We start from the raw sequence: 13,089 nt of genomic DNA, 5'->3' as shown, positions 1-13,089 counted from the left end.
TTCATCACGCGTACGAGCTTCGTCGTCCGAAGATTCAAGAGGCCTGCAGCACCAAGCGCCTGATATGCCGCAATCGCCTTTCGAAGCTAGGAAGCATTGACTTCGTGACGGTGCGCGACCTCTCATGACCTGCGCTCCTCGAACAGTAATCTTCAACATTCTGCATTCCCAAATACCCAAAGCACCCAAGTTTATATTTCTTGCTGCGCTCAAGACCTCCATCCGGTTTTCTGTACCTGAACTCATATCAGGTACGGTGCCATGCTCCAGATCCTTACCCACCTTAGCGAACCGCGGCACTGGCTGCTCCCACTGCTACTGCTCTCGCCCGCTGCTGCCCAAGCAGAAACCTGGGTCGTTACCAATCAGACCCATCCGGTATCGGCGCCCTCTGGCACTCGCATCATTCTTCTGGATGATCAGCAACGTCTTGAGGAGCAACTGTCCCAGATACTGCCTGCCGATCCGCGCCAGGCTGAAGCAACGGTCCAACGCTACTTAGCCAGCCCTGCCGGCAAACGTCTCCAAAGCGACCTGGCTCAGGCGCAGCAGGGGGTCACAGACGCCTGGAGCCTGGGAATCGAAAAGCTCCCGGCCGTAGTCGTTGACCGTCGCTACGTAGTGTACGGCGAGCCGGATGTGGCTAAAGCCGTCACGCTGATTGATCGAGCACGGAGCCTTTCTAGATGAGGCGATTAGGTTTTCAGATCAAGTCATTGTCGCTGGCCATCACTTTCAGCATGTCCTTCAGCGCATCAGCTGCGATCACCTCTGCATCCATCATTGCGTCAACGCTGTCGCCGACGTGCTTGGAATACAAGGTTGTAGGTATCTGCTATTGGCTGCTCTGCACGCCTTTCGGCTGCAAAATCAAAACCTCGACAAAGGTTCGTCACTATGTGCCAGACGCGGTGGTGTCAGCATATTCGAATACGGGGATGAACCCCTGGATAGAGATGTCTCCTATGGGAGCACCGAATCCCATGGCCCAAGCAGGAAACGACGGCACCACCAATCACGTCGCTGAAAACAACATCATCAAGTTCAAGGAAGCCGATGTCATAGGCCACCCTGGCGGTGCGACTTTCAGTCAATTTGCCAGCGCTTCTGGCTATATCTGCAAAGGCGCGACATTACCGCTCGTACCCTACTTCCTGAGCACCCTCGATCCGATTGCCTGGCGATACGGCGTACCCGAGTCCGTCTACCCCGAAGCACTGATTCCGGGGATGCGCGAAGTCGGCAGCCTATTCACAGCCAGTATTTGGGGGAATGTCTATCCACGTAGTGGCTTTCTCAACCAGACCGATGACTATAAGACCGGCGCCGTCATTGCACAGCGCGCCGGTGACGTAGTCACCCGCCCAGGCCAAGTACATGTCTATCTGCCAATGCTCGCCCTTCCCTACGCCGGATACTGGCCTGCGGGGCCACTACGCGAAGGTGACGCCTCCACAGGCAAGTGGCAAGAGCTGACCCCAGTCCTCAACCCGACTTGCGCAACCTTTCCCACTATCGGCCCCAACATCGATGCGCAGGATGGCGGCTACGCCTGGGCGCTCTGGCGCCCATATTCCTGCTGCCAACGTCGTGGTCAGACCTTCCTCGGCAGTACGGACTTCCTATGACACAGCGATCGGAGCACAACATGAAATTCACCACCTTGGCGATAGGGCTCGCCTGCTGCCTCAGCAGCGCAATAGCGTTCTCTGCTGACCCAATCAACATCTCATCCTCCGGCAGTGTCATTGGTGACGACGTGCTCTACAACATCGGCGGGGGGAGCGCAGTGGCCATGGGCAGCGCTGGCAACATGGACAGTATTTCCGTAGGTGGCGGTTGGAACAACAATCTGATCTGCGGAAACATGAGCCTTAGTAACACATTACAAAATCAGTTGAACGGGGCCACTTCTGGATTCCAGAACATCATGACCTCGGTGGTACAGAACGCCACTAGCGCCGTGGCTTCGTTGCCGGCATTGATTCTTCAACGTGCGAACCCGGCGCTATACAACCTCATCACCAACGGCATCCTGCAGGCCCGACTCGACTTTGATCGATCCAAAGGCACTTGCCGCGCCATTGGAGAAAAAATGGCCGATATCGCCGGCAACCAGATGGGCTGGGGCAAGCTCGCTGAGGGTCAGGCCATGAGCCAGGCGCTGACATCCAACACGGACGCGGTATCTGCGGTGGAGCAAGTCGAAAAAAAAGGTGGCAACGACGGCGTCACTTGGGTTGGGGGTGATCGAGCAGGAGGTTCCGGTCAGAAGCCTATTCGCATCGTAGGTGACGTCACCAAAGCGGGCTACAACCTGCTGAACAAGCGAGCCGCAAGCGACACCTCATCGATTAGTAAAGACAACTGCAACAATGGCATGGTGTGCAACGTTTGGTCATCACCCCAAGAGGCCACGACCTTCGCCAATCGTGTGCTGGGGGAACAACAACAGCAGACCTGTGACAGTTGTCCTAAAACGGTTACAGCTGCTGGCGTCGGTCTGACGCCGCTGATCCAGGAAACCTACGACACCAAGCTGAAAGCCTTGCAGGAACTGCTGAACGGGGGAAAAACCCTCTCCATCGAAAACCTGGAAGCCGCGAGTAGCAACTCTCTGCCCATTACCCGGGGCGTTGTAGCAGCGCTCAAGGACGAGCGTGATCAGGACGTACTTGCTCGCAGGCTTGCCTCAGAAGTCGCGCTTTCTGACGTTTTGGAGAAAGCCTTAACCCTGCAGCGCACGTTGATGGCGGGCAGTCGCGAGCCGAACGTCGCGGCTAATGACCTCGCCCTCCAGGCAGTCGGTCAGCAGAGTTCCTCGCTGCAGCAGGAAATTGGCAATCTGAAAATGGAACTGGATATGCGTCAGCAGCTCGCGAAAAACTCGCCCCTCACAATCATTGAGCGCGGTAAAGCGCGGGCCGAAGACTCTCGGGGCGTGTTTCAGGGGGCACCTGAAACGGATCGATTGGAGCAGTTGCAGTCGCCCGCCAAGAACAAACAGTGAGGAGTAGGCCATGACCGATAAACGAAGGCCTAGCAATGCCTCCAACCCCTCGGTGGTTCGTCGAGCGGGCAGGGGCATCCTAATCGCGCTTGCCGTGTTGCTCGCCAATACCGCAGTCGCGGTCTTCATCAGCAGCGTATTGATGAGCGTGTTCGACAGCGCCGAGCAATGGCAAGCCTGGCGCACTGACAATTACTGGCTGCTTCTCTGTTGGCGATTGATGCTTTATATGGCAATTACCTACGCCTGGCTGAAGCTCAAGTATCGACTGCCACAATCAGATCGCACTAAGCATCGCAGAAGCATCTTAAAGATTGAAGTAATGCTGATGATACTGGTGTTAATGATTGAACTGAGCAAAGCTGTATTCCTAGCAGGAGGCGTCCAATGACGCTCTATACCAATGATTATTTGGAGTACTACCTAACACTGGCCGGATGGATTATCAACAACGGTATTTGGTCGATGATTTCAGATACCGGATTATTTGCACTGCCATTCTGCATCATTGTCATCAAAGAGTGGCTGAAAGTTCGTGGAGAAGGTGCTGATGAGGGTAACAAAGGCGTCCTCTCACTAGCCCGAATCGAAACCAACATCTACGTCGGTTACGTCGTCGTGGCGCTTTGCGGCGTCCCAGCAGTAAATGTTAGTTTTGACACGTTGGCATTTGATCAAAGTAGATCTCAGCAGTGTCAGTACAACTTACCTAAACCCGCGGACACTGGTTGGAACACAACATTCAGTACTCTGGCAGGCAAGAGTGCGGAAATGCCCATGTGGTGGGCCTTTATGCATGCGTTATCAAAGGGATTGACCAGCGGCGCTGTCGCGGCCATACCCTGCGGAACTGATCTCCGGCAAATGCGGATGGAAGTGGATAACACCAAAATAAACAACCCATTGCTGGCTCAGGAAATAGGAGATTTTACGCACGACTGTTATGGTCCTTCCCGAGCTAGATTATTTATGCGTCAACCCGACTTGGGAACTAAGGCGAATGATCCAAAGTTTTTGGAGGATCTCAGCTGGATCGGCTCCCACTTTCTTCTGAACACTTCGGGCTATTACGATACGGATTACTCTAAAACACCCAGGAGTTCTTGGCCCTACAGCGCTACCCGCGACGTAGGCTTGCCACAAGTGAGTGGAGGCGGTGGGTATCCGACTTGCAAACAATGGTGGTCCGATAGCGGTGTGGGCTTACGGGATCGCATCAAGGATCAAGTATCACCAGATCTCATGACCAAAATGCTTGGTTGGGCGAAGTGGATGTCCCAGGACGAAGTGACCGACTCACTTATTAGGCAACTGGTCTCGCCGTCGAATCAGGTGAAAGGGGATGTTTATACGGACTACGGGGGGCAAATCAACGGAACCGTTTGGAATGGAGCAGCCCGGGCAGCGGGGACTTTCGGAGTTGCATTAGGATCTATGGCCTATTTCCCAGCTATGGACATGGTTCGCCAGGCGCTACCGATGGTCATGGCGTTCTTAAAAATGGCGATGGTAATTTGCATTCCGTTGGTGCTGATTGTCGGTGCTTACCAACTTAAAGTGGCCATGACTATGTCCGTCGTGTTTTTTGCTCTGATCTTCGTGGACTTCTGGTTTCAACTGGCAAGATGGGTCGATACCACGATACTGGACGCTTTATATGGAGCCGGCTCCCCGCATTTATCATTTGATCCTGTGATGGGTTTGAACACTGCTACCCAGGACGCAATCTTGAACTTCGTGATGGGATCGATGTTCATCATCCTGCCGGTATTTTGGATAGGCGCGCTGGGATGGGCAGGGGTTAGTGCGGGGAATGCGCTGGAAGGTCTTAGCAGCGGAACAAAAGATGTTAAACAAGCAGGATCACAAGGCAGCAAAGAACTGAGGAATGTGCTTTGAAAGGATGAGTAGTGCCTACGTCAGGGCGCTACTCATCGGCATCCCCAAACGTATGGCAATTTCCGTACATGTCATAATAACCCCACCCATCGGGACCATCTCGCCAGCCGACTGCAAATCCCTCTTTCCGACCTCCCTCATGACGTGGGGAAATTGCACCCTTCATCAGGGCCAGAAAAATAATACCAATAGTCAAGACTGCAATGAAGGCGTTAGCCAGCCATGTCCAAAAAAACACGGCCAATGCGATCAGAGCCAGACGCTTAACCCAGCGCATTGTGCGGTTATGACTGCACCAAACGAGGCGCACAACCTGGCCCAGGCCATAGCCCAAACGACTTGCTACTCCCTGGGATGTCTGTGTGGTCATGGCGCGTCTCCTTCATGCCCATTCTAGAGGCGATTTGACATTACTTATAATACCGATTTTTCTCTGCCGCAAGATCAGGAGACAAACGGCCGTTACACTCGGCACCAAACGCCCGCCCGTTTTCACTGCAAAAATGGCCCAAAGGGTAAAAGGTTTTGTAGAAGCGAATGGAATGGTTCACAAGGGTAAAAGCCCTACCCGAAAGGGCCGCTTTTAGCGGGTAAAAGGACCAATCTTAAGGAATCTCTCGCGGGATATAAATTTCAACTAACTCTTCTTCTGTAAAACTGCTGAGCAAAGAAAAGTAATTAGCTCTGGAATCAACCGTCAAAGGTTGGATAGGACCTAGCCCAATAAGAGTTGAAACCGCCTCGTCAGGCGTCATTTCGCTAGTAAGTGGAGCTCTCCGCCCGGAGTAATAAACCTTGTCTGACGCAACGGCAACATCCAGTAAGTCACGTACTTCGCCGTAACGAGGGTAACGCGCGGCGGTTAAAAATACCCCATCGAAAACGACAAACACGCTATCAACGTGAGGAATAATATATTTAGCTAAAGCGACAACCAGAGGAAGGTTGTTATTATACCTTGCTTCATCGTCGTCAAGATCATTTTCTACGCTCGCAAAAAGAATGATCTCATCACACTTATTGTCACGTATCAAATCACAAAGTGCCCAAACATTATCTGAGGTTGATTTCGTAGCGTAGCGAAGTGAAACCATCATTTTTTCCTCACCGGGTCGATCTGCGGCACCGTGCCCTTAAACCGAAACGACGATTATTTTGCATTCCTTTCTCCGTCACCACCATAGAAAGATGGCTTTTCGCCAAAAGAAATACCTGAGACCACCAGTAAACCTTTCCTCTTGCTCGCCCCCCCGTTGATAGGAGAAAAGCCTGCCCCATGATTCATTAATGGAGCCGACGATGTTCTCAATCTTCCGCCGCAGCAAAAAGCTACCTGCTGCCGCCTCTTCTCCGAAAGGCTACCTGAAACCAGCCCAGGCACAGGACTTGCTCGCAACTCCGCGCCGACAAAAACTTCTGGAGAACATTTGGCAACGCGCATCGTTATCCCGCTCTCAGTTTGCAGAACTCTATCGGCTTCCACTTGAGCGCTACGCGGAGTTGGTCCAGCAGCTCCCTGCTTCGCAAAACCACCACCATGCACACCCTGGCGGCATGCTGGATCACGGGCTTGAAATCGTCGCCTATGCATTGAAGATCCGACAGACATATCTACTCCCTATAGGCGCACCACCGGAATCTCAATCAGCACAGGCTGAAGCGTGGACTGCCGCAGCAGCTTATGGCGCTCTGATACATGACCTTGGAAAGATTGCCGTCGACGTGCATATCGAACTGGAGGGAGGTAAGACCTGGCACCCATGGCATGGTCCAATCAACCGTCCTTACCGCTTTCGTTACGTGAAAGGACGCAGCTACCAACTACATGGGGCCGCAGCTGCACTGATCTACGCCCAGATCCTCTCCCCGGAGATTCTGGACTGGCTCAGTGACTTCCCAGAAGTGTGGTCGCAGTTAGTCTTTGTATTGGCCGGTCAATACGAACACGCAGGAATTCTGGGAGAGATAGTAGTCAAGGCCGACCAGGCGTCCGTAGCCCAGGAACTGGGCGGAAACCCATCCCGCGCATTGTCCGCGCCCAAGCAGTCTTTGCAGCGGCAATTGGCAGAAGGGTTGCGCTACTTGGTCCGGGATACATTCAAATTGAATCAACCCGATGGTCCGTCAGATGGATGGCTGACACAGGATGCTCTTTGGCTGGTTAGCAAACCTATTGCAGATCAATTGCGGGCCTACTTGCTGACTCAGGGCGTTGAGGGCGTGCCCAGCTCGAATGCGCCCTTCTTCAACATGCTGCAGGATCAGGGGGTTATCCAGACCAATACCCAGGACAAGGCGATCTGGAGGGCCACGATCGACAATGGTCGCGGCTGGCGAAACACCTTCACTCTGTTGAAGCTTTCGCCGGCACTGATCTGGAATGACCCCACCGATCGGCCAACTGCATACGCGGGCACCCTTGAGGTAGAAGCGGGCAATTCGGTAGAAGAGTCTTCGGCAGAAAGCAGCATCTCTAAGCGACCAGAGACCTTGCCCCAGGACAATGAATTTAACGGGGCGCATACAGATTCAGCACCGGCAGAAACAATACCATTTGACCTCCCGCAGCCTTCTCCCAGCGATCCAGCTGAATTTGACGAACTACTGGCCCTCCTTGGTAATATCAAAGAGCCACCAGCAAACAATGATAACCATAATGTCTCAGCGGCACACACCGCCCCCCTTCAATTGGATGATTCTCAGCCTTGCATCAGCACCAATGAATGGGTCTCGCCACTCGCAACTCCAATAGAAGTAACATCGATGCCAAGGAATAACACCGATTTCGGTAAGGGATTTGTTGAATGGCTTAAAAAAGGCATCGCATCCCGAAGCATCATCATAAATGACGCCAAAGCACAGGTTCATACGGTGGCGGGGACTGCCATGCTGGTAACGCCTGGAATATTCAAGCGTTATGTCCTGGAGTTCCCTCACATTGAACTGCAGGCGAAAGCACAGCAGGTAAATGCTTGGCAGATGGTTCAGCGGAGTTTTGAGAAGCTGAAACTCCATAAAAAAACTGAAAAACACCTGAATATCTGGACATGCAATGTTGTTGGGCCTCGAAAATCCAAGCAGCTCAAGGGGTACTTACTTATTGACCCGCTTACGATTTTCTCTGAAGTCCCCTTCGACAACTTAAGCTTGTCTCTGAAATTAGACATGTTGGAATCGCCAGAATGACCACGCCTTTAAAGTTAACGGAGGAGTACATATTTGCTCACGACCTTCGCGATGCTAGTGCGAAGATCTATCGTGCATCGACCAAAGCATTACTTAAACATTTCCGAACAACTCCGATTGAGGAGATTGATCATCGCGCGGTACTGGCATGGAGAAAGAAGATTCTTGAGAATGGATTATCCAAACGAAGCTGGAACACCTATTCGAATCATCTGCGTACTGTTTGGGGCTATGCAATTGAGCACGGCCTGATGACCCACACCACGATCAATCCATTCAGAAAAACAAGCGTTATTCCACCCAAGCGAGCCAGTAAGACAATCAATGGAGAAGCAATACAACGAGCTCGCAACTGGCTCACATCTCTTGTTGGGCAAGAGCGCTGTACTCAAGAGCGTACCCAGATAACACCAGCTTGGTTCTGGCTAACCGTTTTCGAGATGTTTTATTACACCGGTATTCGATTAAATGCCCTGCTATGCCTTCGCTACAAGGATATCGACTGGGACAACAAGATGATCCTAGTTCGCGGTGAAACAGAGAAAACCCATCGCGAGTTTTTCCTACCCATCATGGAGGGACTTGCTCCACACCTTTGCAGAATCCTGGGAGAAGCGGAGAAGATAGGTTTTTCACCGGACGATCAGCTGTTTAACGTCAACCGATTTTCGAGGCACTATCACGGTAAGGAAATGAACATCGATCAGGTTGAGTCGATCTACCGCAAGCTCACCGATAAAATCGGCGTGCGGATGACCCCTCACCGCTTTAGGCACACCCTCGCCACGGACTTGATGAAACAACCAGAGCGGAACATTCATCTCACCAAAAGTCTGCTGAACCACTCAAATATTGCAACGACGATGAACTACATCGAAGTCGACTACGACCACATGCGTGCTGTTCTGCACGAGAGAAGTCTGGCTCAGGGTGCTTTAAGCCGAGTTAGAAGGGTTGATTCAAGCGGTACACCACCGACTTCAGCCATTACAGCCCCTTTCGCTCAAATAAGATTGCCATCGCGAAAAAATGCCGATCCAAAGCCCACAACGTTGCAGCCTCCACAACAACAGGCGGCTATCGAAGAGGTCATAATTGATAGACCTAGCAGATCGAGTGGCCCAAGTGCGCTTAGGAAGGCTCTTGAGTTCGCATCGGCACAACTACATAGCGGCTCAATGGAATCTGCCACAGATTCGCCATCAGATCAGATAGATCAGAATCTGTTGTTAACGCTAATGGCAAGCGGGCTAGGCGTCGGCACATTCCGGAAACGCACCCAATCTGAGCGATCGATGGGAAGCACATCGTTCTCCCGGGCGTCTCCGTAGCACGACACCTAGGTCAAGCCGCACCGCAGTAGCGAGCTCTGGATAACCAGAGGCTTTCGCGTGCCTGTCAAATAATTAGCGGACAAAATCAACCGAGTTAGCAGATTCGAGGTATCTATCTGATCCACAAACGAAAAAAGGCGCCATAAAGGCGCCTTTTTTCTTGAATAATGGTCGGGGTAAGGGGATTCGAACTCCTGACATCCTGCTCCCAAAGCAGGCGCGCTACCGGACTGCGCTATACCCCGGAATGTGCAGCGGAAAACCGATGCACATTGACATCATTACGAAGCGAAACTAATGTTCGCCTCAGACGGCTGCATGTCTACGGCGATATCTAAGTGCTGTAACACTTTCCAAAACCGTAAAACCGCCTTGATCAGAGCTTCAACCTCTGATCCTAAGATTTGATTCCAGCGCTAACTGGTCTCAAAAATGGTGGGTCGTGTGGGATTCGAACCTACGACCAATTGGTTAAAAGCCAACTGCTCTACCAACTGAGCTAACGACCCAAATATGGTCGGGGTAGGGGGATTCGAACTCCCGACATCCTGCTCCCAAAGCAGGCGCGCTACCGGACTGCGCTATACCCCGGTTTGAAATTGGCTCCGTGACCAGGACTCGAACCTGGGACCCAATGATTAACAGTCATTTGCTCTACCGACTGAGCTATCACGGAACTACATATTTCAAAGTACAACTTTTACTGCTGTGTAACCTTCTCTTCGACCCTGTCCGTATCGCTACGTTAGCGTCTCTGAGGCGCGCTATTCTACAATCTTAAAAACCCCTGTCAACCCTTTAAATTGCTTTTAAGACAATGATTTGCGCTTCTTTCTGATTTCTTCTTGGGGAGAAGAAACCCGTGGGCTGACGTTGCTGCGGGGCGCACTTTACAAGCCTTTGCCTTACAGTTCAACGCCCTATCGAAAAAAAAGGCCCTGGGATGCAGGGCCTTCTCTTATTGCAGTGCAATCAGGGCTCAGTGGAAGACGATTTCGTCGTTCTCCACAGTCGCCTCGACGCTGGTGCCCGGCATAAAGCTGCCCGACAGGATCAACTGCGCCAGCGGGTTCTCGATCCAGCGCTGGATCGCACGTTTCAAAGGCCGTGCACCATACACCGGGTCGTAACCAACCGCGATCAGCTTGTCCAACGCCTCGCGGCTCAGCTCCAGCGACAACTCGCGTTCCGCCAGGCGACCGCGCAGACGCCCCAGCTGGATCTCGGTGATGCCCGCGATCTGATCCCGCGCCAATGGCTCGAAGATCACCACTTCGTCGACCCGGTTGATGAATTCCGGACGGAAGTGCGTGGTCAATGCATCCATTACAGCAGCGCGCTGGGCCTCACGATCACCTACCAGTTCCTGGATCTGCGCCGAGCCCAGGTTGGAGGTCATGACGATCACCGTGTTGCGGAAGTCCACAGTGCGCCCGTGGCTGTCCGTGAGTCGTCCATCTTCCAGCACTTGCAGCAAGATGTTGAACACGTCCGGGTGAGCCTTCTCGACCTCATCCAGCAGGATCACCGAGTAAGGCTTACGCCGCACGGCCTCGGTCAGGTAACCGCCCTCCTCGTAGCCCACATAGCCTGGTGGAGCCCCGATCAGGCGAGCCACCGAATGTTTCTCCATGAATTCGGACATGTCGATCCGTACCATGGCCTCTTCAGTATCAAAGAGGAACTCGGCCAGGGCCTTGCACAGCTCGGTCTTACCCACGCCGGTCGGGCCGAGGAACATGAACGAGCCGCTCGGACGGTTCGGGTCGGACAAGCCGGCGCGGGAACGCCGTACCGCGTTGGACACCGCCACGACCGCCTCTTCCTGGCCGATCACGCGCTGGTGCAACAGGTGCTCCATCTTCAGCAGCTTGTCACGCTCGCCTTCAAGCATTTTCGACACCGGGATGCCGGTCCACTTGGAAACGACTTCGGCGATTTCTTCCTCGGTCACCTTGCTGCGCAACAGCTGATTTTCAGCCTTACCGTGCTGGTCGACCATTTGCAGGCTGCGTTCCAGGTCCGGGATCACCCCGTACTGCAACTCGGCCATGCGGTTCAGGTCACCTTTACGACGTGCGGCTTCCAGCTCCTGGCGCGACTGCTCGATCTTTTGCTGGATCTGCGCAGAGCCCTGTACTTCGGCTTTTTCCGAGGTCCAGATTTCTTCGAGATCCGAATACTCGCGCTCCAGGCGGACGATTTCCTCCTGGAGTTTTTCCAGGCGTTTCTTGGCCGCGTCGTCCTCTTCTTTCTTGAGGGCCTGGGATTCGACTTTCAGCTGAATCAGGCGACGATCCAGGCGGTCGAGCACTTCCGGCTTGGAGTCGATCTCCATGCGAATGCGGCTGGCCGCTTCGTCGATCAAGTCGATGGCCTTGTCCGGCAATTGACGGTCGGTAATGTAGCGATGGCTCAATTTGGCCGCCGCAATGATCGCGCCGTCGGTGATCGCCACTTTATGGTGGACCTCGTAGCGCTCTTTCAGGCCCCGCAGGATCGCGATGGTGTCCTCTTCGCTCGGTTCTTCCACCAGGACTTTCTGGAAACGACGCTCAAGGGCCGCATCTTTCTCAATGTACTGGCGATATTCGTTAAGCGTGGTAGCACCGACACAATGCAGCTCACCTCGCGCCAAGGCGGGCTTAAGCATGTTGCCAGCATCCATTGAGCCCTCGCCTTTGCCGGCGCCGACCATGGTGTGCAGCTCGTCGATAAACAGAATGATCTGCCCTTCCTGCTTCGACAGTTCATTAAGCAGGGATTTCAGGCGCTCTTCGAATTCACCGCGGAACTTTGCACCGGCGATCAACGACCCCATATCCAGGGACAGCAGGCGTTTGCCTTTAAGGCCGTCCGGCACTTCACCATTGATGATGCGCTGGGCCAGGCCTTCGGCAATCGCGGTTTTACCCACGCCAGGTTCACCGATCAACACCGGGTTGTTCTTGGTGCGACGCTGCAGAACCTGGATGGTGCGACGAATTTCATCGTCACGGCCGATCACCGGGTCAAGCTTGCCCTCTTCGGCACGCTTGGTCAGGTCGACGGTGTACTTGTCCAGGGCCTGGCGCGACTCTTCGTGGTTCGGGTCGTTAACCGCATCACCGCCCCGCAGGTTGTTGATGGCGTTTTCCAGGGCCTTCTTGCTCACGCCTTGGCCGAGCAACAACTTACCAAGCTTGCTGTTCTCGTCCATGGCGGCGAGCAGCACCAGTTCGCTGGAGATGAACTGGTCACCCTTCTGCTGGGCCAGACGGTCGGCCTGGTTAAGCAGGCGCGCCAGATCCTGCGACATATTCACGTCGCCGGTAGGGTTTTGGATTTTCGGCAGTTGGTCGAGCTCTTTGCTCAACTCCTTGCGCAGGCTATTGACATCAAAGCCCACCTGCATCAGCAAGGGCTTGATAGAACCACCTTGCTGTTCCAGGAGTGCCTGCATCAAGTGCGCAGGCTCGATGGCCGGGTGGTCAAGCCCCACCGCCAAGGATTGGGAGTCCGATAAGGCCAACTGCAACTTGCTGGTTAAACGATCAATACGCATTAGTCACCTTCCTTTTGAGCAGGCCGGAGCTATAAAACATCCTGAATGAAGAAACCTGCCAGATACCCTTATAGATGGGGTGGATTCTGGAAGATTCAAGCGAGCGGCGGTTGATA

At 53.5% G+C, this 13,089-nt stretch carries 10 protein-coding genes and 4 tRNA genes; 7 read left to right on the top strand and 7 right to left on the bottom strand.

Features of this window, described 5'->3' with window-relative positions; genetic code table 11:
- The first annotated feature begins 261 nt into the window (after positions 1-261).
- Genes V3W40_RS28505 through V3W40_RS28485 form a run of 5 tightly spaced genes read left to right on the top strand, consistent with a single transcriptional unit; the run spans position 262 to position 4,909 of the window.
- A complete protein-coding gene (locus V3W40_RS28505) occupies positions 262-690 on the top strand; it encodes a TIGR03757 family integrating conjugative element protein (protein ID WP_082461571.1) in 429 nt (142 codons plus the stop codon).
- The gene (locus tag V3W40_RS28500) at positions 687-1,628 is read left to right on the top strand and encodes a TIGR03756 family integrating conjugative element protein (RefSeq protein WP_033899051.1); all 942 of its coding nucleotides are present in this window, start codon (positions 687-689) and stop codon (positions 1,626-1,628) included. The genes V3W40_RS28505 and V3W40_RS28500 overlap by 4 nt, the downstream gene beginning before the upstream one ends.
- Positions 1,629-1,648: 20 nt before the next feature.
- Entirely contained in the window at positions 1,649-3,010 is a 1,362-nt protein-coding gene (locus tag V3W40_RS28495) for an integrating conjugative element protein (RefSeq protein WP_033899053.1), read from the top strand.
- Between the two features lie 10 nt (positions 3,011-3,020).
- Positions 3,021-3,401 (top strand): hypothetical protein, encoded by a 381-nt coding sequence (locus V3W40_RS28490; protein ID WP_033899055.1) that lies wholly within the window; start codon positions 3,021-3,023, stop codon positions 3,399-3,401.
- Positions 3,398-4,909 carry a conjugal transfer protein TraG N-terminal domain-containing protein gene (locus V3W40_RS28485; RefSeq protein WP_033899058.1) on the top strand — a complete coding sequence of 504 codons (1,512 nt, stop codon included), beginning with the start codon at positions 3,398-3,400 and terminating at the stop codon, positions 4,907-4,909. The genes V3W40_RS28490 and V3W40_RS28485 overlap by 4 nt, the downstream gene beginning before the upstream one ends.
- Positions 4,910-4,937: 28 nt before the next feature.
- Here V3W40_RS28485 and V3W40_RS28480 read toward each other — a convergent pair whose 3' ends face one another.
- Complete coding sequence (locus V3W40_RS28480; protein WP_033899060.1) at positions 4,938-5,279, bottom strand: hypothetical protein; 342 nt, start codon at positions 5,277-5,279, stop codon at positions 4,938-4,940.
- Between the two features lie 235 nt (positions 5,280-5,514).
- Complete coding sequence (locus V3W40_RS28475) at positions 5,515-6,003, bottom strand: hypothetical protein (protein WP_033899063.1); 489 nt, start codon at positions 6,001-6,003, stop codon at positions 5,515-5,517.
- Positions 6,004-6,196: 193 nt separating this feature from the next.
- Between V3W40_RS28475 and mobH the strand changes: the two genes are divergently transcribed.
- Both mobH and V3W40_RS28465 read left to right on the top strand, forming a co-directional pair.
- The gene (gene mobH / locus V3W40_RS28470; RefSeq protein WP_442962870.1) at positions 6,197-8,095 is read left to right on the top strand and encodes a MobH family relaxase; all 1,899 of its coding nucleotides are present in this window, start codon (positions 6,197-6,199) and stop codon (positions 8,093-8,095) included.
- A complete protein-coding gene (locus V3W40_RS28465) occupies positions 8,092-9,426 on the top strand; it encodes a site-specific integrase (protein ID WP_330216123.1) in 1,335 nt (444 codons plus the stop codon). Before mobH ends, V3W40_RS28465 begins: the two co-directional genes overlap by 4 nt.
- A gap of 171 nt (positions 9,427-9,597) precedes the next feature.
- On the opposite strand, the gene V3W40_RS28460 is transcribed toward V3W40_RS28465, so the two are convergent.
- The 5 genes from V3W40_RS28460 to clpB form a co-directional block, all read right to left on the bottom strand.
- A tRNA-Pro gene (locus V3W40_RS28460) sits at positions 9,598-9,674 on the bottom strand.
- A 188-nt stretch (positions 9,675-9,862) separates the two neighbouring features.
- Positions 9,863-9,938: transfer RNA gene (locus V3W40_RS28455), tRNA-Lys, on the bottom strand.
- Between the two features lie 5 nt (positions 9,939-9,943).
- Positions 9,944-10,020: transfer RNA gene (locus tag V3W40_RS28450), tRNA-Pro, on the bottom strand.
- A gap of 9 nt (positions 10,021-10,029) precedes the next feature.
- A tRNA-Asn gene (locus V3W40_RS28445) sits at positions 10,030-10,105 on the bottom strand.
- Positions 10,106-10,408: 303 nt separating this feature from the next.
- Positions 10,409-12,973 (bottom strand): ATP-dependent chaperone ClpB, encoded by a 2,565-nt coding sequence (gene clpB / locus V3W40_RS28440; RefSeq protein WP_027606841.1) that lies wholly within the window; start codon positions 12,971-12,973, stop codon positions 10,409-10,411.
- Positions 12,974-13,089 lie beyond the last annotated feature (116 nt).

The sequence above is a fragment of the Pseudomonas sp. AM8 genome (genome assembly GCF_036346475.1).
GTDB lineage: Bacteria > Pseudomonadota > Gammaproteobacteria > Pseudomonadales > Pseudomonadaceae > Aquipseudomonas > Aquipseudomonas marginalis.
This window is presented reverse-complemented; position numbering and strand designations above follow the sequence as displayed.

Bases quoted from the DNA above. Each gene is read 5' to 3' on its own strand.
- V3W40_RS28495 (WP_033899053.1), top strand. From the start codon at position 1,649: ATGAAATTCACCACCTTGGCGATAGGGCTCGCCTGCTGCCTCAGCAGC.
- V3W40_RS28465 (WP_330216123.1), top strand. From the start codon at position 8,092: ATGACCACGCCTTTAAAGTTAACGGAGGAGTACATATTTGCTCACGAC.
- V3W40_RS28500 (WP_033899051.1), top strand. From the start codon at position 687: ATGAGGCGATTAGGTTTTCAGATCAAGTCATTGTCGCTGGCCATCACT.
- mobH (WP_442962870.1), top strand. From the start codon at position 6,197: ATGGAGCCGACGATGTTCTCAATCTTCCGCCGCAGCAAAAAGCTACCT.
- V3W40_RS28490 (WP_033899055.1), top strand. From the start codon at position 3,021: ATGACCGATAAACGAAGGCCTAGCAATGCCTCCAACCCCTCGGTGGTT.
- V3W40_RS28505 (WP_082461571.1), top strand. From the start codon at position 262: ATGCTCCAGATCCTTACCCACCTTAGCGAACCGCGGCACTGGCTGCTC.
- V3W40_RS28475 (WP_033899063.1), bottom strand. From the start codon at position 6,003: ATGGTTTCACTTCGCTACGCTACGAAATCAACCTCAGATAATGTTTGG.
- V3W40_RS28485 (WP_033899058.1), top strand. From the start codon at position 3,398: ATGACGCTCTATACCAATGATTATTTGGAGTACTACCTAACACTGGCC.
- V3W40_RS28480 (WP_033899060.1), bottom strand. From the start codon at position 5,279: ATGACCACACAGACATCCCAGGGAGTAGCAAGTCGTTTGGGCTATGGC.
- clpB (WP_027606841.1), bottom strand. From the start codon at position 12,973: ATGCGTATTGATCGTTTAACCAGCAAGTTGCAGTTGGCCTTATCGGAC.